The organism is Candidatus Poriferisodalis multihospitum, assembly GCF_028283155.1.
Classification (GTDB): domain Bacteria; phylum Actinomycetota; class Acidimicrobiia; order Acidimicrobiales; family Poriferisodalaceae; genus Poriferisodalis; species Poriferisodalis multihospitum.
Genome location: NZ_JAPYOK010000100.1, coordinates 89250 through 108957, shown reverse-complemented (window position 1 = coordinate 108957; position 19708 = coordinate 89250). Strand labels below are relative to the sequence as shown.

11 protein-coding genes and 1 pseudogene are annotated in these 19708 nt (G+C 62.9%); 8 read left to right on the top strand and 4 right to left on the bottom strand.

Annotation, left to right across the window (positions count from 1 at the left end; genetic code table 11):
* The first annotated feature begins 176 nt into the window (after positions 1–176).
* The 7 genes and pseudogenes from VI480_RS11410 (at position 177) to VI480_RS11385 (ending at position 8831) form a co-directional block, all read left to right on the top strand.
* A complete protein-coding gene (locus VI480_RS11410) occupies positions 177–1094 on the top strand; it encodes a LysR family transcriptional regulator (RefSeq protein WP_323672967.1) in 918 nt (305 codons plus the stop codon).
* A gap of 10 nt (positions 1095–1104) precedes the next feature.
* A complete protein-coding gene (locus VI480_RS11405) occupies positions 1105–2442 on the top strand; it encodes an acyl-CoA carboxylase subunit beta (RefSeq protein ID WP_323672966.1) in 1338 nt (445 codons plus the stop codon).
* A 63-nt stretch (positions 2443–2505) separates the two neighbouring features.
* On the top strand, positions 2506–3777 hold the full coding sequence (locus tag VI480_RS11400; RefSeq protein ID WP_323672965.1) for a citrate synthase: 1272 nt from the start codon (positions 2506–2508) through the stop codon (positions 3775–3777).
* A 208-nt stretch (positions 3778–3985) separates the two neighbouring features.
* Complete coding sequence (locus VI480_RS11395) at positions 3986–5215, top strand: ATP-binding protein (protein WP_323672964.1); 1230 nt, start codon at positions 3986–3988, stop codon at positions 5213–5215.
* 11 nt (positions 5216–5226) lie between these two features.
* On the top strand, positions 5227–6909 hold the full coding sequence (locus VI480_RS11390; RefSeq protein ID WP_323672963.1) for an ATP-binding protein: 1683 nt from the start codon (positions 5227–5229) through the stop codon (positions 6907–6909).
* Positions 6906–7607, top strand: a pseudogene (locus tag VI480_RS15665) (Druantia anti-phage system protein DruA); the annotation flags it as partial. The gene VI480_RS11390 and the pseudogene VI480_RS15665, both read left to right, overlap by 4 nt.
* A 42-nt stretch (positions 7608–7649) precedes the next feature.
* Positions 7650–8831 (top strand): Druantia anti-phage system protein DruA, encoded by a 1182-nt coding sequence (locus VI480_RS11385; protein ID WP_323672962.1) that lies wholly within the window; start codon positions 7650–7652, stop codon positions 8829–8831.
* A gap of 19 nt (positions 8832–8850) precedes the next feature.
* On the opposite strand, the gene VI480_RS11380 is transcribed toward VI480_RS11385, so the two are convergent.
* The 4 genes from VI480_RS11380 to VI480_RS11365 form a co-directional block, all read right to left on the bottom strand.
* Complete coding sequence (locus VI480_RS11380; RefSeq protein ID WP_323672961.1) at positions 8851–10047, bottom strand: PD-(D/E)XK nuclease family protein; 1197 nt, start codon at positions 10045–10047, stop codon at positions 8851–8853.
* The gene (locus VI480_RS11375; protein WP_323672960.1) at positions 10044–15626 is read right to left on the bottom strand and encodes a DEAD/DEAH box helicase; all 5583 of its coding nucleotides are present in this window, start codon (positions 15624–15626) and stop codon (positions 10044–10046) included. Before VI480_RS11375 ends, VI480_RS11380 begins: the two co-directional genes overlap by 4 nt.
* Positions 15623–16492 carry a hypothetical protein gene (locus VI480_RS11370; RefSeq protein ID WP_323672959.1) on the bottom strand — a complete coding sequence of 290 codons (870 nt, stop codon included), beginning with the start codon at positions 16490–16492 and terminating at the stop codon, positions 15623–15625. The genes VI480_RS11375 and VI480_RS11370 overlap by 4 nt, the downstream gene beginning before the upstream one ends.
* A 227-nt stretch (positions 16493–16719) precedes the next feature.
* Positions 16720–18702 (bottom strand): hypothetical protein, encoded by a 1983-nt coding sequence (locus tag VI480_RS11365; RefSeq protein ID WP_323672958.1) that lies wholly within the window; start codon positions 18700–18702, stop codon positions 16720–16722.
* A gap of 675 nt (positions 18703–19377) precedes the next feature.
* Between VI480_RS11365 and VI480_RS11360 the strand changes: the two genes are divergently transcribed.
* A complete protein-coding gene (locus VI480_RS11360) occupies positions 19378–19653 on the top strand; it encodes a hypothetical protein (RefSeq protein ID WP_323672957.1) in 276 nt (91 codons plus the stop codon).
* Positions 19654–19708: the final 55 nt, after the last annotated feature.

Here is a 19708-nt window from a genome sequence, read left to right as displayed (position 1 = left end):
TCCGGCACTCGCCCGCCTGGGTGGGGGGACACCGTGCGGCGGTGCGATATGTGGAGCGGTGTGGGGTAACCGCTCACGAGCAAATTACCCCGGGTCCTATTATCGGGCCAGCAGTTAGCGCAGATAGTTTCAATCTCTTTTGGAGATGGACGGCAACCGGGCGCTAGCGTGGCCGCATGGACCTGAAGTACCTCGACGCTCTGGCTGCGGTTGCTGCGCACGGCCGGTTCTCAGCAGCGGCACGGGCGCTGCGCACTGTGCAGTCGAACGTGTCCAGCCACGTCGCAAAGCTCGAGGACGAACTGGGCGCTGTGCTCGTGGATCGCGCTGCGGGGTCGTTGACGCCCGAGGGTGAAGTCGTGCTTGCGCGTACCAAGCGCATCAACGGCGAGATCGCAGCCATGCGGGCTGACGTGGCGTCGATGACGTCGCATGTCACCGGCGATGTGCATCTGGGCATCATCGGCACCCCCGGACGCTGGCTGCTGCCGCCCTTCCTCGACGAACTGCGTCGGCACCACCCAGATGTCGACGCCACGGTGGTCGACGCCACGACCCTGGCGCTCACCCGCTTGCTCGAGGGCGGCGAGCTCGATCTTGCGGTGGTGAACGCCCCGCTCGATCACGAGGAGCTGGTGGCCACACCGCTGTTCGCTGAAGAGTTCGTGGTTATCGCCCCCACCGGGCACGCGCTCGCGGCGCTCGGCGATCGTGAGGTGAGCTTCGCTGAACTCGAGCAGCACGAGCTGCTGCTCGGACCGCCTGGCTCGGTGATGCGCATGCTCATCGATTCGGCTGCGGCACGGCGCGGCGTGGCGTTGCGGACGATGGCACAGCTCGACGGCATCCGGCTCACCGCCACCCTCGCGTTCCAGGGTTACGGGCCGGCCATCGTGCCCATCACCTCCATCCCCGTCTGGACCGACCGGGGCGACTGGAGCGTGCTGACGGTTGCCGATCTGCCGCCTCGCCAGGTTGCGCTGGCCATCCGTCGCCGCGGGATGCTCTCGGCGCCGGCGGCCGCGGCCCGCGACATGCTGCGCTCGGTGATCCGCAGCGTGTCCCGTCGCATCCCCGGCGTCACTGCCGCATAGATTGACGGCAGTGGACCTGCAGCTGCGCGCCGGTGCGGGCGGACATGTCACGGCCGGCATCGCCACCCTCGGCGAGCGGACGGCCATGCTCATCTCTGCCGACAGCCCTCACCGGCGCGGGGCCCTGTCGCCAGCCGACAGCGAGACCATCGTCGCAGGCCTGCAGACGGCGCTCGCAAAGCGCCTGCCGGTGGTGCTCATGCTGTCGTCCAGCGGCGCCGACGCGCACTATGGAGTCGCGGCGCTGCACGGCTGGGGCGAAGCCGCGCGGGTGCTCGTGCGGTGCTCGGGAGTGGTCCCGGTCTTGGCTGGAGTGACAGGGCAGGCCATCTCGGGCATCGCCCTGCTGATCGGGCTGTCCGATGTCGTCGTGATGTCCGACGACGCCTATGCCTTCGTGAGTGGCCCCGTTCCGGTGCGCGAGATGACCGGCGTGGCCATCGGGCCCGACGAACTGGGCGGCGCCCCGATTCATGCCAGCGCCTCGGGGACTGCGTCTGCCGTGACATCCACCGAGGGTGTGCTCGACATGCTCACCGAGATCCTGAGCTATCTGCCGCCGCACTGCGACGAACTGCCGCCGCGCATCGAGACTGGTGATTCGCATGAGCGCCTGACCCCTGCCGCAGGCGAGATGCTGCCGTCACAGCCGACGGGTGCCTACGACGTGCGCGACATCATCATGGAGCTCGTCGACGAGGGCTGCCTCACCGAGCTGCGGGCGGGTTGGGCGCCGAACCTCGTCACGGGCTTCGCCACGCTGGGCGGTTACTCGGTGGGCGTGCTCGCGAACCAGCCGATGAGCATCGCCGGCACGCTCGATATCGCCGCCAGCCAGAAGGGCGCCCGCTTCGTCAACTTCTGCGATGCCTTCGGCCTGCCGCTGATCACCTTGGTGGACACGCCCGGCTTCTACCCCGGCAAGGACCTCGAATGGCGCGGGATGATCCGCCACGGTGCTCAGCTGGCCTTTGCTTATGCCCGCGCCACGGTGCCACGGGTGGCCGTGGTGCTGCGCAAGTCCTACGGCGGCGCCTACATCGTCATGGACTCCAAGACGATGGGCAACGACGTGTACCTGGCCTGGCCGAGCGCCGAGCTGGCGGTGATGGGTGCATCACAGGCGGCGCAGATCCTCCGCCGCGGCGCCGATGACGACGAAATCGCCGATTACGTCACCGACTACGAGGACACGTACCTGAATCCCTACGTCGCCGCCGAACGCGGCTACGTCGACAGTGTCATCGACCCCGCCGACACGCGCCGCGAGCTCATCGACACCCTCGGCATGCTGGCCACCAAGCGCGAACGGCTGCGCCAGCGCCGCCACGACAACGCCCCCCTCTAGGCCCTCGGATTCGCGGCGGAGCGACATATTGGGTACATTCGGCGGCGCGAACAAGGGGGACTGATGGCAGACGACAGCTTCACGATCACCGACAACCGCACGGGAGAATCGGTGACCGTCCCCGTTGTCGACGGCACCATCTCGGCCGCCGCGCTGCGCGAGCTGGACCGTGGCCTGTGGTTCTACGACCCCGCCTACCTCTCCACGGCCAACTGCGATTCGAAGATCACCGAGATCGACGGCAACGAGGGGATCCTGCGGTACCGCGGCTACCCCATCGAGCAGCTCGCCGAGCAGTCCAGCTTCCTCGAGGTGGCCTACCTGCTGATCCACGGCGAGCTGCCCACCGAGGCCGAGGCGGCCGAGTGGATCCACCACATCACGTTCCACACCTATGTGCACGAGGACATCACGCGCTTCATCAAGGGCTTCCGCTACGACGCCCACCCGATGGGCACGCTGGTCTCCACCATCGCCGCGCTGTCCACCTTCTACCCAGAAGCCAAGGACATCGACGATCCCTACACACGGCTGGTCCAGATCATCCGGCTGATGGCCAAGATGCCCACGATGGCGGCGTTCACCTACCGCAACCGGATGGGCCTGCCGTATGAGTACCCGGTCAACCACCTCACCTACACCGGCAACTTCCTGCGGATGATGTGGAGCGTGGCCGACCCCGACTACGTGCCCGACCCCACGCTGACGCGCGCCCTCGACGTGCTGTTCATCCTGCACGCCGACCACGAGCAGAACTGCTCCACCACCACGATGCGCACGGTCGGATCCAGCCGGGCCGATCCGTACTCAGCGGTGGCAGCGGCCACCTGCGGGCTGTATGGGCCGCTGCACGGGGGCGCCAACGAGCAGGTCATCCGGATGCTGCACGAGATCGGCAGCTTCGACAATGTGGCTGCGTACGTGGAGCGGGCCAAGTCCGGCGATGTGCTGCTCCAGGGCTTCGGGCACCGGGTGTACAAGAACTACGACCCGCGGGCCAAGATCATCAAGGAAACCGCCGATGCGGTGTTCAAGGTGACCGGCCTGAATCCGCTGCTCGACATCGCCATGAAGCTCGAAGAGGTGGCGCTCAGCGACTCTTACTTCAAGGACCGCCGCCTGTACCCGAACGTGGACTTCTACTCCGGGCTCATCTACGAGGCGATGGGCTTCCCGCTCGACATGTTCACAGTGCTGTTCGCCATCGGGCGGACGCCGGGCTGGCTGGCGCACTGGGTGGAGATGCTCGGCGACCCCGAGCAGAAGATCTACCGGCCCCGCCAGAAGTACACCGGGCCCGACCAGCGCGACTACGTGCCCATCGAGAACCGCTAGCCGCCACTCTCGGGAACATTTCAGCGAAGTGCCTGCAAATGTTCACATACAACGCCTGCAAACGTTCACATGCTTTGCGGCATGTCACCCCAAGTGCGCCAAACCGACATCAACTAGTGCGCTATAACAGCATCAAAATCTGCGCCAAATCAGCATAAGAATGTGCGCAGTTTGTCGAAACGACTGCTTGAGGGCGTAGCCTGCGACCATGGATCGGTATCTGGAACGGCTGATCGACCCATGGCTGGCTGATGTACTGGCGGTTGCACCTGCGGTCATGATTACCGGTGCGCGCGCTTCGGGCAAAACCACCACAGCGCTGCGTCATGCTGCGAGCGCAGTGCGATTGGATCGCGAGCGCGAAGCTGGCCCGTTCGAGGCCGACCCAGACGCTGCCCTGCGGGACCGGCCCGAGCCGCTGCTGATAGACGAATGGCAGGCGTGCCCGGGTGTACTCGGTGCCGTCAAGCGAGCAGTCGACACTGAGCGCCGCCCAGGGCGATTCATCCTGACCGGCTCCGTCCGATCCGACACCGACCCGGCGCTGTGGCCGGGGACAGGCCGCTTGATCCGTATGGCCATGCATCCCCTGACGGTGCGCGAGCAGCGCTCGGAACCACCACGCCCGTTCCTCAGCGGGGTACTCAGCGGTGATCTGCCAGCCACGCCTTCCGATAGCCCGGATTTGCGGGGTTACGCCGAGATCGCTCTTGCTGGCGGCTTTCCCGAACCAGCCTTGGAGCTGTCCGGCAGCATCCGCGACGACTGGCTCCGCAGTTACATCGAACAACTGCTCACTCGAGACCTACGAGGCGACCGCAGCGACAGCGATCGGGAGAAGCTAGACGCATTCTTCGAGGCGTACGCGCTCAACTCGGCAGGCATCGTCAACGACAACACGCTCTACGAGGCCGCAGGCCTCGACCGGCGCACCGCTCGCGCCCACGTGCAGATGCTTACCGATGTCGGCGCTGTGGCGGAGCTTCCCGCGTGGAGCACTAACCGCATCAAGCGACTTGCCCGCGGGCCGAAGCGCTATCTCGCCGACACCGGTCTGTGGGGCGCTGCCGTCAACGCCGATACCGATCTGGTCATGAGCGATGGCAACCTGCTCGGCCGGCTGATCGACACCTTCGTGACCAACCAGTTGAGGGCAGATGCCGACATCGACCCGGCACGACCCCGGCTGTGCCACCTGCGAGACCGAGACGGCCGCCATGAAGTCGACCTCATCGCAGACATGGGCGCGCGGGGCATCATCGCTATCGAGATCAAGGCGCACAGCGCGCCCAAGCCCTCTCACGCACGCCACTTGGAATGGCTGCGAGACAAGCTCGGCGACCGATTCAAGGCCGGTGTCATGCTCCACACCGGCCCCGCACGGTTCCTGCTGGGCGACCGCATCGAAGCACTCCCCATCAGCATCCTCTGGAGCTGACGCAGTGTCGAGTGCCCCATCCCGCCAGTCCGAGAACACTTCTTGGCTTGGTCAATTGCAGAGCCAGTCTCCACGACAGTGCGACCTCAGTTCACGGCACACCACGAGAGGAACTACCTGTGGCGACATCGACACAGCGACCAACACGTGAAAGCCCGGGGCGGCCGGCACCCCGCCCGAGACGCTCGCGACCTTCACTGCTCCACCCAGCGAACTTCTTACTTGCTACTCGCGACACCGGCTACAAGACGACGGCCCTGGCGATAGCTGAACTAGTCGACAACTCGCTGCAGGCGGGTGCGACCGAAGTGCGCGTGCGGGTAGCGGCCGACGAGCGGCGCACAACGAATCCAATCGAGATCACCGTGACGGACAACGGCTCGGGTATGGACACTGACGCTCTTGCGAAGGCCCTCACCTTTGGTGGCTCAACCAGGTTCGGCGATCGTTCGTCCCTCGGCCGATACGGCATGGGGCTTCCAAACGGTGCCCTCAGCAGGGCACGACGCGTTGAGGTGTACTCCTGGACTGACAAGCGAATGTGGATGGGCTGGCTGGATGTCGATGAGATGGTCAGGAATGGGCATCGCACGTTGCCGCCGATCGACGAGGTCGAAACCCCCCCATTCCAACCTGACTCCAAGACGGGCACCGTCGTACGGCTCTTGCGCTGCGACCGGCTCGAGTACAGGCGGGTGTCAACTATCGAGAAGCACCTGACGACCGATCTAGGTCGCATCTATCGCGACTTCCTGAGGGCCGGGCTAGATCTCCGTCTCAACGAAACACTGATTGAGCCAAGCGATCCCCTAATGCTCGACGAAGCCGGCGAAGCAGCAGGAGCACGCCAATTCGGCGACACGCTTGTGTACCGGCTGGCCAACGACCAAGGTGAGGGGCGCATTGAAGTGCGCTTCAGCCAGCTACCCATCGAGCGGTGGCACCACTTGTCGAAGTCAGAGAAGCGGCGGCTTGGCATCACCAACACCCCGTCGGTGTCGGTGCTACGTGCTCGTCGAGAAATCGATCGCGGTTGGTTCTTCATGGGCACGAAACGCCGAGAGAACTACGACGACTGGTGGCGGTGCGAGATTCGCTTCGATCCCGTCCTCGATGAGTCCTTCGGGATCACCCACGCGAAGCAAGCCATCTCCCCGGGGCAAGAACTGAGCGATCTGCTATCCAGAGATCTCGAGCCGATCGCCCGCGCACTGAACAATCGCGTGCGACGTCGATTCGAGCTGATCAAGGTCTCGACCCCGCTCAGCGACGCCGAGAGACGCGCAGCACACGCTGAGGACGCACTGCCGCCCTTGCCCACCCGGTCCGGTCCGACGCCGCCCGATCTCGAACACATTCTCACCGCCAACGAGATGACTCTGTCCACTGATTGCCCCTACCGGCTGGTGGTCAGCGAACTGTCTACGACTGCTGCGTTTGAAGCTTTCGTACAGGAGGGGCGGCTCGTGGTTGCGCTGAACAGCCGGCATCCCCTTTTCCGCGACCTCTACGGCCCTCTCGCCACCAGCGAGGCACAGTCGGACCAAGAAACGGCAACTCAAGTCGCCTTGGCTGTGCTCGCCGCGGCGCGTGCCGAGTGGTTGGCCCCCCGGAAGTCCGAGCGGGCAGCGCGCCACGAGTTCCGACAGGCGTGGTCAGACGTGCTGGCCAGCTTCTTCAACACACCGGCATGAGCGACACCTGGTATTCGCTTCCTACTCCAGCAATCCTCTCCCCTGCTCAGTGGGATGAGTTCCTATCTGCGATTGACGCTCTGGCAGAGAGCCCCCTGCCTGCCTCACGAGAACTAAGGAGCACGGCGATGGACGCTGCGTTCGGCGTCCTTGCAGACCTAGTAGGCCAAGGCTGGCAGCACCGCGTCGAAGCGAGGAGTCTCTTTGTCTGCCCCCCTGCAACCGAGACTGACCCGATAGCCGAGAAGCAACGTGTCCGTAGCCAGGAGTTGCTCAAACGGGACGAACAGCTAGCGAGTCCTTCAGTCAGGCGGTTCATCGAGAAGATGGAGCGGCCTCGCGAGTTCCAAGGCACGTTCGTGTCGATATTCAGTCTCATGCGCGATGGCGCTGAACTCGCAGATTCGCTTGTGTCCAGTGGGCCCAGTCGAGGCGTGATCGACCCGTACGTCCAGATCGTTTCCAGCACCGAACGGTGCACCCTGACCGGCCTCCGTCTGCTCGACATCTGGCGGTACTTCCGGCACACCTGGAGCAACCAGCTCACCAGCACACCGGGAAGAACAATGCAGCTGCTAGTCCGTGATCGCGCAGCCCCATTTCACCCGGTCATCGGAATTGCTGCGATCGGCAGCGCCATCGTTCAAATCGCTGAGCGGGACGAGTGGATTGGTTGGCAACCCGAAGATGTGCTGACCCGACTAGAGGAGGTCCCCGACCTGCGATGGGCGCGTTGGCTGATGCGCCGACTCAATAGCGGCCTAGGCGAGATCTACCTAGACGACCTCATCGAGGACGGCCTCTACTGGCCGAATCTGTGGAGCCAGCCGACTGATGACAGCATCGAGAAACTGCGACAAGAAGCCGCCGTCAGGCGACGGGATCACAACCGATTCGCAAGGAGGTCAGACTTTGCGGCCCCCAGCGACCCGACCGACACGGCCGCTTGGACCGAGCGCGCCAAGTCTGACCTCTTTAGGAGCAAGCGTTGCCTTGCCCTAGCCGAGCTACTCGCCGCAAAGAAAGCTCTCGCCAAGTACCTGGAGCCCAAGCCATCTCGCACTGGGCTCCGATCCGCGCTCCTCGATCGGAGGGGACGCCGCGCAATCTCCACTATCCGTCGCCGGGCCAAGGCCGAGGCGGTGGGAACAGAGATCGCCGACCTCACTGTGTGTGGGGCGCTGCCGCCCTACAACGCTTTGATCGGCGGCAAGCTCGTCGGGATGCTCGCCGTCAGCCCGACGGTCATTCGCGCCTACCACAAGCGATACAGCGCGTATGCCAGCCAAATCGCGTCCTCGCTCGCTGGCCGCCCGATCAAGCGACGCTCCAATCTCGTGTTCATCGGGACGACATCGCTCTACGGGTCTAGCTCCAGTCAGTACAACCGACTACGACTCCCCGGGGACGTGATTGGATCTCGGGCCGACATCGTCTTTAGGCCGCTCGGGCGATCTCGGTCGTTCGGGACTTCTCACCTCTCTGCGTTCACGGTTAGGGCGCTCGCGAAGCTGGCAGAGGAGACGCATACCGGGGCCCGGGTCAACAGCATCTTCGGCGAGGGTGTGAACCCGAAACTTCGGAAAATCCGCGAAGGCCTCGACATTCTCGGTTGGCCATCGGATGAACTTCTCCAGCATCGAAGGCCCAGGCTTGTCTATGGCGTGGCGCTGATCGACAATCTGCTCCCTTATCTGCTCGGAGTAGACGACGAACCTCAGTACTTGTTCCGCCGCAATGTCGCCAACGACGTAGAGCGCATTGCCGCGTGGTGGCACGAGCGCTGGCTCCAGCAAAGAGCTCAGTCAGACGCGGTACTTGACACACTCCGGCAGCACCGCCTCGACCGGCCGGTGTGCCACGGAGCGCGAGTCACGCTCCCCACAGCGCCGACCGCGACCGATGCAGAGGGAACGAGCTAGCTGCGGCCAGCCGAGTCCATCATCGCTGAATCGGGCCGAACACCTCGGAACTGCGGGTCATCGTCAGGATCATTCCATCTAGCTCCTCAGCCTCACCCGCCAACAGGTTCAAGATGCGCACATCGCTACCTAGCGCAAGGGCCTCGCAATCACGGCTAGACCGCAAGAGCACCTCACTGCCGTCGCGGGTGAGTCGCCCCAGCCAGCTTGTCGGCCCATTCCTGCTGAGGATCGATACCTCCCTGTCAACGAAGCTCGAATCTGGAACTCCGCCAGTGAAGGGCGAGTCCCAATACTCGTCGCACAACTGGCGGACTGGACAATGCCAACACTCAACCGATGGAGTAGCGGCCGGCGATTGAGCGCGAACCTGGGATTCTGCGTTTGCGATTTCATCTCGGAGCCAATCGTGCAACTCCCCCCAGTCTGACGGTGGCTCCACTTCGACGGCCCCGTCGACGTATCCGAGCACGAGTGATCCAACTGGTAGCCGCCGTGCGTTGGCCGTCTCATCGAGCTGCCAGAGCAGTCCATAGAGGTGTAACTGGAGATTGTGACGCTCCGAGGGCTGGCCGGTCTTGAAGTCCATGATGTCAGCACGATCTGAGTGGACGACCAATAGATCCAGGCGACCGGCGAATCGGGCTTCCTCTGCCACGAGCGTCGTTTCTAGATGTCTCCCCTCGCCGAGGGTCGCTCTCTTGACCGGGTCACCGTCCTGCCGCCTACCGCGTTCTGGCTTGTTGGGGGCCGCTGGACTCTGCGACACGAGTGCCTGAATCCCCCGCCGCATCTCGGAGGCGCGGTTATCGATCTGCGCTCGCAGACCATCGAGCCGGGGTGCCATGCGAGGATTAGCACTGAGCCTCTGGAGATGCTCGTCGAGGCAACGGGTGGCGATCTTGCTGTAGCCACCAAGCCGACGTATCGCCGCAACCGCTTGTTCGTCAGCTATAGACGAACAACCCGTCCTAGAGAGTTCCCTGAGGACTAGCTCGACTCCGTCATGGACGGCCGTTCCCAGTAGCGCCGCCTCGTTCACGCGCTCGGGATAGCCAGGTCTGTCCCAGATTTCTGGGTAGGAGGCACGCCTCAGTGCGTAGCGACGCGGGCACGCACTGACTTCCGCGAGGGTGGAGAAGCTCCACAGATCTGGAGCCCCAACCCAGATGCCCGAGATACCAACCGCAGTCTTGAAAGACCCTGCACCGGTCATAGACCGAACGCTTGGAGCACTGAGCGACTCGCTCGGGGCAAGTTCCGCACAATCAAGATCTCATCTACAAGCTGCACTGGCACCGTGGTGCTGAACTCGGCCGCTTCCCGAAGCTGCTCGTCAGCCGCGAAGTCAGGAGTCAGTGGGGCGTGGACCCCTACGATGAGTTCGCTTCTCTCCCCTTGGGCCAAGATGGGCGCCTCGACTGCGCCGATTCCCGGCACGTCAATCGTGGCATTCCGCGTGAACTCGACTGCTTCCGTCTCCAAACGCTGAAGATCCGCGAACAGTTGGTCTGTCGATCCCTCTAGCCGGCCCTTGTCAAGCGCAGGCTGGACATCGTCGAGCAGGTAACGGAGCAAGCTGGCGCCAATGTGTCGGTCCAGCAACTCGTGCTCAAATCGGTTCCTGAAGCTGCGGAGGCAGCGATAACACGAGTGGTCGCATCCCGACGGACAACTCTCAAGAACGAAGAGAGCCTCCTCGAAGATGGCCCGGCCCATCCCGCCGATGCGCTGAGCGAAGCCTGCACCGCCAGCGAGCGTGTCATACACGTAGATTTCGGCTTCGAGCCCTGCACGTCCGCCAGGAGTCAGCGCTGGCCGATACTCAGCCTGCAACTCATCCTTCTCAATCTCTAGCGTCCGCGAAGCGGCGATAGTGATGGACTCGGCCAAAGTACGTAGGGCGACGTCGGTCGCCAAGAAGCCGGGTTGCAGTGTGACGGGGTTTGACGCCTGTAGTCCCACAAGCAGAACATCGGAGATGAAATCTGTTCCCAGCACGAGCCCGGTAGTCGCAGCAGATCCGGCACACGTCGGCTCTCTGTCATCCGGGTATGGCTTTGGATGGGCGCCCGACAAGCGGCTCGAAGGCAAAGCAGTCGGCCCTATCACCCCACACCGCGTGCAATAGGTGTAGCCCTCGCGCCTAGGTCCGCTATTCGTCACCAAGAGGTGGGTGCGATGGAAATACCTGCGAAGTCGAGGGGTCACAGGTTGCCAACGGTCCGGGTCGGCAGGTCCCTCGGCCACGAGCTTTGCCCTGGTCGCGTAGCTCCGCGCTGGTTGATCCTCAGGTGAGGTCCCTTCCTCTTGTGTCTGCCGGTGGGCAAAACCCGGTGGGCGCATCCAGTTCTTCGCGGCTCCGAAAGTCCCCTCGCTTCCGCAAGCTGGACAGTCGCGCTTCTCGCCCCGATCCGCATCCTGGTGACTCGTCGTCGCTGCGTATCTGCAGACGCTGCACTCAAAGTAGAGGCGGCGATCCTGCCATGCCGCGAATCGATCAGCCTGCATCGGTGAGTACAGGGCCCCAGAAGTCCAGAGTCTTCCATCGATCCAGACTTCCTTGCCCGGCGCATACTGAGTGAGCGCTACAGGCAAACCTTGGCTTGGCGCGTATTCGAAGGCTGGGCGGAAACGAGTCGACCGGTTCCGGTCGAAGACGTGGAAGGACACGACATCGGTCGGGTAGGCATACCGCGGCAGTACACCCTTGTATAGGAGACGATCCAGCAGATTCGTTGCTGATCTGACAGCGGTGCTGGGCTCTTCATCGGCCTCAGGCGGCGCCTCGACGAGTGGCTCCGCAGAGTCGTCGTTCGTTTCCTCAGCAGGATCGATCCCCAATTCCGTGTCTGCATCGGGTTCGTGATGGGTCTGGGTCTTTTCCGTAATTGGCATCGCTGCATCGACCAACCGAAGCGTTTCGTCCACGAGTTGCGTTAGCAGATCGTCGCTGTCGTCCGGCGCAATCGAACTTGGCAGCCAACCTCCAATTGCCTGCTGGAGTTCCTCCTCGTTGTCGCGTAGCCATTCCTCGAAGTCTCTACGACTGAGTGTCGACTCGTCATCTAGAAAGCCCCGGACAGTTCCGAGGACTTCGAAGAGTTGCGCTTGATCCTCGGAGTCGACGTGAGGAAGCCTCGCTTCGTGATAGCGCTGGAATAGGTAGGCGGTGATGTGCCGTCGTGCGATTGCAGCGTTGTCGAGCGTCAGAGTCGGGTCATCGACCTGTCCTCGCACCATCGTCGCCGGCTCTCGGAAATACTGCTCGTCGTGGCTGTCGGCGCTGCCGAAAGCGATCACCGTGGCCACCGCGTTGCCCCGACGGCCAGCACGTCCGGCGCGCTGTTGATAGCTCGATCGGGTCGGTGGCATGTTCCGAAGTGCGACACCTGAGAGTGTGCCAATATCGATTCCGACCTCCATCGTTGTGGTCGACGACAGAACGTCGATCGCTGTCCGCCGTTGTGCCCCAGGCGAAGGCAGCCCGATGTCCATGTCTTGAAAGAGCAACTCGTACTGTTCCGCTCGCGAAAACACTTCATCGACTTGGGCAGCATTGAGCTGTGCTGTGTGCTCGGCCGCAATCAACGCAAGCGGCGCTTCCCGATCGGGCCCGAGCGCGCGCACAGAACTCGCGCGGTAGTAGCCCTTTCGAGCCGCGAAGACGAGGTCTTCGTCCGGATCGATGCGAGTGACGGTGTCAGGGCAGCCGCAGACAATGCACTTGTCGAGGCCCGGAAAGGGTCGCTGCGTCGACCTGCATGCCTGGCAATAGCCCCAGTCTCCGCCTACCTCGAGCGCGAGATGCTGGGCAAGCATGCGGTACGACTTGGGCGCCACATTCTCAGCGAACATCTCCAAGAGCTCCGGCAGCCACCACTTCTTGAATTGCCTGACTGCTTCCCGGTCGCCAAACCACCGTGCCAGCGCCTCGAAGTTTCCCGAGTGGGGTCGAACTCCCCGGCTGGTGTTCCAGAAGCTCGGCGGCATGCTTCGAAACCAGTATCCGTGGCCGGACCAATAGGAGATCCACATTCGGGCGAGCGATGTCTTCTCCGCTGGCTCCGAGATGCCCGGAAGATCTCGCAGATTCTCAATGCCGGCAGTGAATTTCCCTCGCTCGCGCACGGTGGCTAGCGCCAGAGAGGGCATACCAAAGTACTTGCTCGTGAGAGTCTCGTTGATTGCGCGCAGGAGCGCTTCAGGCGGATTCTCTGATCGGACGTCCGACACTAGGTCGAAGGCGTCCGAGGGATCGGACAGGGCGCCCTCATTCAGGGCGCGAGCCACGGCCAAACTGACGTGCAACGACTCTGTCCCCTTGAGCTTTGGTCTGAGCCGCACCCCCATTTGCTCGGAAGCGAGCAGCACAGCTAGGTACAGATCGTCGAGGCTCAATCGGTCCGCCAACCCGGGGATCTCCATAAGTTCAGTCCACCCAGAAAGGACGAGAGGGCGCAGGGCGTCGCGCATCGAGTAGTCCTGCAGGTTCGGTGCGAGCCGCGCCGCGGTCTGCCGGGAATCCGAGAAGACAAGGATCTTCCGGCCTTGCAGCGGTGCGAATCGCGTGGCCGGTTGAGGACCTGGTGGTTGGACTTGTAGCTGCCTGGCGATCAAGGCCTGAAACGGCTGATCACCCTTGGTCTGATGGTCCTGCACCGAGGTGCGCCCGAATGCCGCTGTCTGCCCGCACACCCCGCATGGCCGGAACTCGCCCAGGCCCGCATCCGCCGGTGAGACGCTCTCATCCTCGGTCGATGGAGGAAGCAGGCGCTCCGCGCGTATGAATACTTGGCGAACGCGGTCTCCCAAGCGGTCAGGATTGAGGCGACCCGTGACTAGGTCTAGGTCGGCTGGCTCGACTCGCGTGCCGGCAGGAGCTTCAAGAAGAAGGTCAAGCGCGTGCAACTCGCTGACGTGTCCTCCGGCGGTTAGGAAGGTTCCGCCCGGCTCCGACCAGAGATACGTAGGTGACTCAACATTGTCGGTGTAGGCACGCGCGTATGCGGCCCCACAGTTGCGGCACGTGAATAGCTCAAACACCCGCGACCCACAGGGACACCGATCTCGCGGCTGACCCCACACGCGGCCTACTGGCCCCGCAGACAGGTCACCCCTAGCAGTGCAATGGTCATCGACGCAGGCCCAGATTCCCGGAAGTCCACGAAAGAATGCATGCACCCGACAGGGCAGTAGCCCAGGCTCGCCGGGTCGCGGCCTGGCAGTACTGCCCAGGGCAACAAGGTTCGTCAGAGCGCGGTCAGCAAGATCTCTCCGCACCGTCGGGAATACCTCAGCCGCGAGTTCTTCCAGCGGCATGGCCATCTGCATTGTCGAGTTCACAAGATGGCTCATGGGCGGGAATTCACGAAGCGCGTCGAATAGAGCAGCGGAGCTGTTGGAGCCGGTACCGATGCCGCGGTATGACAGCAGATCACGCACAACTTCCAGCCGTTCGGAGTCGGACGTAGCCTCGTAGAACGCGGACAGGGAAACACTGCCCAGCACTTCGGCATCCGCTTCGCTGGCCGGGCCGGCTTCGCCTCTCAACGAAAGGTCACCCGTTACGGTCAGGAAATCCTTGGGATCCGTGCCCGTGAGTTCCGCAGCGAAGTGAGCTGCGTATGTTTGGTCGTTGAAGCTGGCACTCGTACAAATGACCTGAAGTCGGTCAGGGGCAATGCCGAGCCGATCTCGCAGCCTTCGTAGGAGAAGCCCAACTTCGGAACCAGCTGCACCCCGGTAGAGGTGGGCTTCATCGACCACGAGAAGCAAGCGTTCGTCCTCGTTCCGGGCCAACCAGTTTCGAGTGAGGTCGAAGATTGGCCGCTCGAGAGGTCTCATGAGCATGTACTCGAGCATGCTGTAGTTGGTTACGAGGACATCAGGCGGATGTTCAAGCACCTCATGCCGCGTGACCAACTCGGGATCGTCGCCCTGCATCACAGCTCGCTGGAAGTTGCCGTCCCGGTCTTGCCATCGTTGCCCTGACTGCCCGTACCAAGACTTCAGGTCGGGCTTCGCCGGCCATTTGCCGCGCGATTGCAGGCTCTCAACCAGTTCGGCAGCTGCTGCCGAGTCAGGATCCTCCGAGTCAGTAGCTCGGTCGATGAGATCTACGTAGAAGTCGCCAAACGGCCGCAATCGCTGCTGGTCCTTCTTGACCGTACGGACCCCTGGATATGGCGTGCGACTCGTGTAGCGGGCGAACCTCGCCGGACGCCCTGACCACCGCGAGAACAGTCCGGCTACGTCCTCATCCCCAAAAAAGAGTCTCAAACGCCCGAGTTGGTCGTTCACCAGGGCGTTCATCGGGTAGAGCAAGATGGCGCGAACGGCCGGGGATCCGAAGGATTCCCGCCTCGTGGCGGCCTCGATTGCAAGCTTGGAAAGGACCGGCAGAAGGAACGACTCGGTCTTGCCGGATCCGGTGCCCGTAGTCAGCACCAGATTCTTCTGGTCCGACACCGTTGCCTCGATAGCCATCGCCTGGTGCGAGTACGGCGGATCGTAGATCAGAGGGCCTCGCTCGGAGGACGAGTTAGCCATCATCTGGAGCAAGTCCTTGGCCGGGTCGGGTATTGAGAGATCGGAATAGCGCTTTCCGGTCTTGTAGCGGGGCGTGCTCTCAAGGAATGGTGCCTGGAAAATTGCTCCGGGCTCATCGAGGAGCGTCTTGCGTTGCTTGACCAACGTCGGGTGACTGATGTGGTAGGTCGCCTCGATGTAGTCCTGCAGAGATCGACGAATCTCGTCGATCGTTTCGCCGATTGTTGGCGCCTCGGTCGTCACATGGCCTCGCCTTCTGACTCGACCTCGAGCCACATGCTTCGCTGCAACGAAGCCAGTTCGGCCTCGAGCAAGTCCTCCGACACTCGATACGCGAAGAGACAGCCTGCCTGACGCCCCAACGGTTCGCCGACAGCATCGAGTCGACGTTGATCCCACGATGGAATGGGAGACTTGAATCGAAGAAGCGCATCTTGTCGTCGAGAATCGTGCTGGACGGTCAGGAACTGCGGCGTCCCCGCCAGGGCGTCGAGAGCGGCCTGCAGCCGCCAGGCCTCGTCGCATCCGCGTGCGAGACGATCAGTGGCTGGCAGATCGACCAAGCCGGTGACCTCTCCATCGACGACGTCGCAGTAACACCACTGGTCTGCACCGAATTCGACCGGCCTTCTGCCGATGAACCTTCCGGTATCTCTTGCCGCAGCAACACGCCAACGCCCCGAGTAGAACGTCACGGACCTTGTGGGGTCGAGAATCCTGATTGGGCCAACGGACCCCGACGGCCCTGCCGCGTCAAGGCGCGTGGCGTACTCCTTCACAACCGACTCTGGTGTCGCTGTCGGCGGGCAGTTGAGCCAATGCTCTGAGCTCAGCTCGCGCAGTCCCAAGCCGCCGAGCGCTCCGTCAGGCGCCTCGCCCGGCTGGAGCCTGACGTGCCGCGCGTAGTTGTGGTGGATGACTCGCTCGCCAACCGACCCGTCGCCAAACGGGAGCCCCTTGGCGCGAATCCCAACAAGAGCACACATCTCGACCGAGAGAACGACGTATGAAGGTTGGGCCAGGAAGAGAAAGCGACGCGACGTGCCCTTTTGTTCGTCATCGATCGGTGCCTCGACCAGGTCGCCATAGCCGATAAGACTCTCGATCATCTCCCTGACAACAGACTCGCCCGATTCTCGTGTCGTGAAGGAACCCAATCCGGACAAACATTCTTCGACGCGCCGCTCAAGTCCGAGCGGAGTTACTGGACAACAGAACGAAGCCATCCGACGAGTTATCTCTGCCAACACCTCCGGTGCTTCGAGATCGACCTCAGTCGGGTCAAACCCGAGCGCCGCTACTGCAGTTGCAACCACTTGGTCTCGATCAAGTTGCACTAGTCCCACGACCACTCCTCAAGCAGTGACTTCTTGGCCACAACGCTCTGGCCTCTCACAACGAGAGCGAGGATTCGCGCGAGCCGCATGAGAGCGGGACGCTCAAGAACCAGGTTGACCGCGCCGTGAGTACGAACGTCCGTGGGCGTAATCGAACCGGGTGCCGTGCAGAGCCGCAGTATCAATTCGGCCACGTCTCCCCCGACCCGCCAGCTGTGAGCTTCGAGAACTTGTGCGAACGCGACTGCGCGATCCTCGGGGAGGGCAGGCACGCGGCCTGCGATGTCCAGCAGCGCGGCCGCGGTCGCCCGCTCTTGGCCTGAGCGACCAACTGCGCTCAGTAGCTGGCCGCGAGAGAGACTGGCCCCGTCAAGGATTCTTCGCTCAAGATCCCACCAGCCGCTCTCAGCAATCACGCCGCTCAACCGCGCCACAATCGCATCGTTGACCTGTGATTGCATCCTGGCGGCGTACTGGTCCGCTGGCGATGCCGTCCGAGTCCAGAGACGGGCGAGCTCAATCATGCGATGGACAGATTCCGCCGATCGGTTTCCGGTGCGCAGTGAGGGTCGTACCGAGAACTTCGAGAGTTCATCGAGACCGCCGCTTACGTGCGGCGGAAGTACTACTGCGGTCTGAAATCCGTCGGCAGAAGCCACAACTAGCAGCCCGTTCTCCGACCTGATCTCTCGATCGTCCGGAAGGACGACTTCGCGGACCTCGGCTGGAGAGCCGATATCTGCCATGGATACTCGAAGGTCGTCACGGTCCAAGTGATCGACAAGCTGAGCGAACGGACCATCACGATCCATTCCGGTGATCCACCGAAGCGGTTCGAACGGCCGCTCGGCGCGAATCTCTGCAGACCCGAGAGCGGGATTGGAAACGACGACCAACAACTCCTCAGCCTGACCGATGTTGGTGTCTAGCTCCCCATCTCCCTGCGCTCCGCGGAAGAGCTCACCCCACCGATCTTCCCGCACTGGCAATGCGGACGAGAATGACCCCGTCGCAATGGTCCTTCGTCCGCCGCGGGTCATGAGGCGCAGTTCGAATCGAACCTTCTCGCCGTGCGGCCCATCCACAACGACCGCAGCGCTTCCGCGCCAGAGTTCCTCAAGTGTCGGACGCGCCGGATAGGCCCACGTTTGAATGCCCTGACCAAGGCTCGCCGAATTGGCGCTATCGGCGGGCTCCAGAATCTCGACCTCGAATAGACCCGTCGCTAGCGGGGCCGCAGGCTCATCGGCTCCGAGAAGGTGGATCTCGACGGTATGGGTACCAATCTCAAGGCTCGTCAGCCGCACAAACACTGTGTCCCGATCAACCGGCCAAGAGATATCCACCATGTCCTCGGCCGTAGACACAACACACCTGGCGACGCGACGTTCGCTCTTGATGCCGATAACTGGGTCCTCCCCAGCTAGCCACGCCGCTCGGCCCTCACCGTCCCAGGACGCCGGAACGAGGCCCACCGGTGCAAGGACGACATCGGATACGAGCCCAAGGCCGATGTCGCGAATGGCTGCGATGAGCGCGTCATCGACATCGTTGGGAACAGTGAACCGCGTTCCATCGACACCATGTGTCGCGATAGTGATCGCTTCGGCACCTACCAGATCGCTCGTCGCAGGAAGCTCAGGTGCAACGAAGATGTACTCCCCGCCCGGACGCACGGCGTTGGTTCGCACTTCTTGCGCCAAACCCGGTTCACGAATCCGGAATAGCCATGGTTGAGCAGGCACGCGGCAGTGATCGACAAGACGCTCGGAGAGCACTGCCGAACCACCCTCGACTTGCACGGGTGTCCTGCCGGGTTCCGGCATCGTCTCCAGCGCCAACGGACTCTGGCGATACATCATGCTGCCCCTAGCACGCACACCGGGGACGCCGTCGATGCGGTATCGGAGGCGCCTTACTTCGTCCCGTAAATCGGGGAAGCGTTGGGCGATGGATTCGAGACTCGGAACCGTCAGGTACACCGACCACCCTGCTTCCGAGCGGCGAAGAGAAAGCGTCAGCTCAAGTCTCGGCCAGTGTTGACCCGCGATGTGCGCCGCATGGGCTCTCGGTGCCGACGCAGCTGAGCCGAGCAGTCCCTTCCGGCGGATTCGAACCGCAGCACGCTTTGCGCCGCGGAGCCACTCTCCCGCCTGCCGCTCAAGACTCAGATCAGTCACGATTCTGCGCAAAACAGCCCCAGAGAGCAGCGGCGTCTCTTCCTCGTCGCCCAGAAGCAAGGAAGTCGCGACCAACCCGAGCAGCGACGTGTTCTCTGCGAACTTCTGGAATCGAGCTGAGGTGTCACCGGCTCGAGCTGCTAGCCGCGCTCCCAGAGCTTCATGATTCTCGAGCAATTCAGTCGTGAACGCGTTTCGGTAGTCAGACAGCAGTCGCGCCAGATGCCTCTGCAAGTCAGCTGGCAGCACAGCGTGGGTTATTGGCCATGCGATGTTCTTGAACCATGCCGCCCAGGCTCCGGAAGGCCGAGCGCCGCCGTACGTCTCAGCGAACAACTCGTACTTCCTGCGGATGTACTCGCGACCGGCTGATCCTCGTTGCGACCAACCTGGCGTCTCCGCCTCGAACACCGGCCAGTACTCGTCCCCCCTATATCGGTAGCCGATCTCTGCCGCATACACGATGAGGGGCAACCAGTGCCTCGCTGGCAATCGAGCGCCTCCGACGACGCCGCGTACGATTCCGTCCAGTTCAGGGAGTTGATGTTCAAGGTCGAGCCCGTGTTCAAGCACGAAGACGGGGCTGCCTGGACTGGACGCGTCGCGACGAGCGCGAAGAGCGAGGAAACGGTCGTGAAGCTCGCCGTGCAACTCAATGATCGTCTTCTCAACCAACAGGCAGCTCTTCTCACAAAGCTCGATCGGGCAATGGCGTCATGCTCATCTCATGATGAGCATCGCTACTGCAGGTGACCAGTATCGCCTGGGGGTGTGACACCATTCGGTCCAGCGACGGCCGGCTCGTGCG

Excerpts from the sequence above, each read along its gene's own strand:
- VI480_RS11400 (WP_323672965.1), top strand. The coding sequence starts at position 2,506 with ATGGCAGACGACAGCTTCACGATCACCGACAACCGCACGGGAGAATCG.
- VI480_RS11395 (WP_323672964.1), top strand. The coding sequence starts at position 3,986 with ATGGATCGGTATCTGGAACGGCTGATCGACCCATGGCTGGCTGATGTA.
- VI480_RS11385 (WP_323672962.1), top strand. The coding sequence starts at position 7,650 with ATGCGCCGACTCAATAGCGGCCTAGGCGAGATCTACCTAGACGACCTC.
- VI480_RS11380 (WP_323672961.1), bottom strand. The coding sequence starts at position 10,047 with ATGACCGGTGCAGGGTCTTTCAAGACTGCGGTTGGTATCTCGGGCATC.
- VI480_RS11370 (WP_323672959.1), bottom strand. The coding sequence starts at position 16,492 with ATGATCGAGAGTCTTATCGGCTATGGCGACCTGGTCGAGGCACCGATC.
- VI480_RS11410 (WP_323672967.1), top strand. The coding sequence starts at position 177 with ATGGACCTGAAGTACCTCGACGCTCTGGCTGCGGTTGCTGCGCACGGC.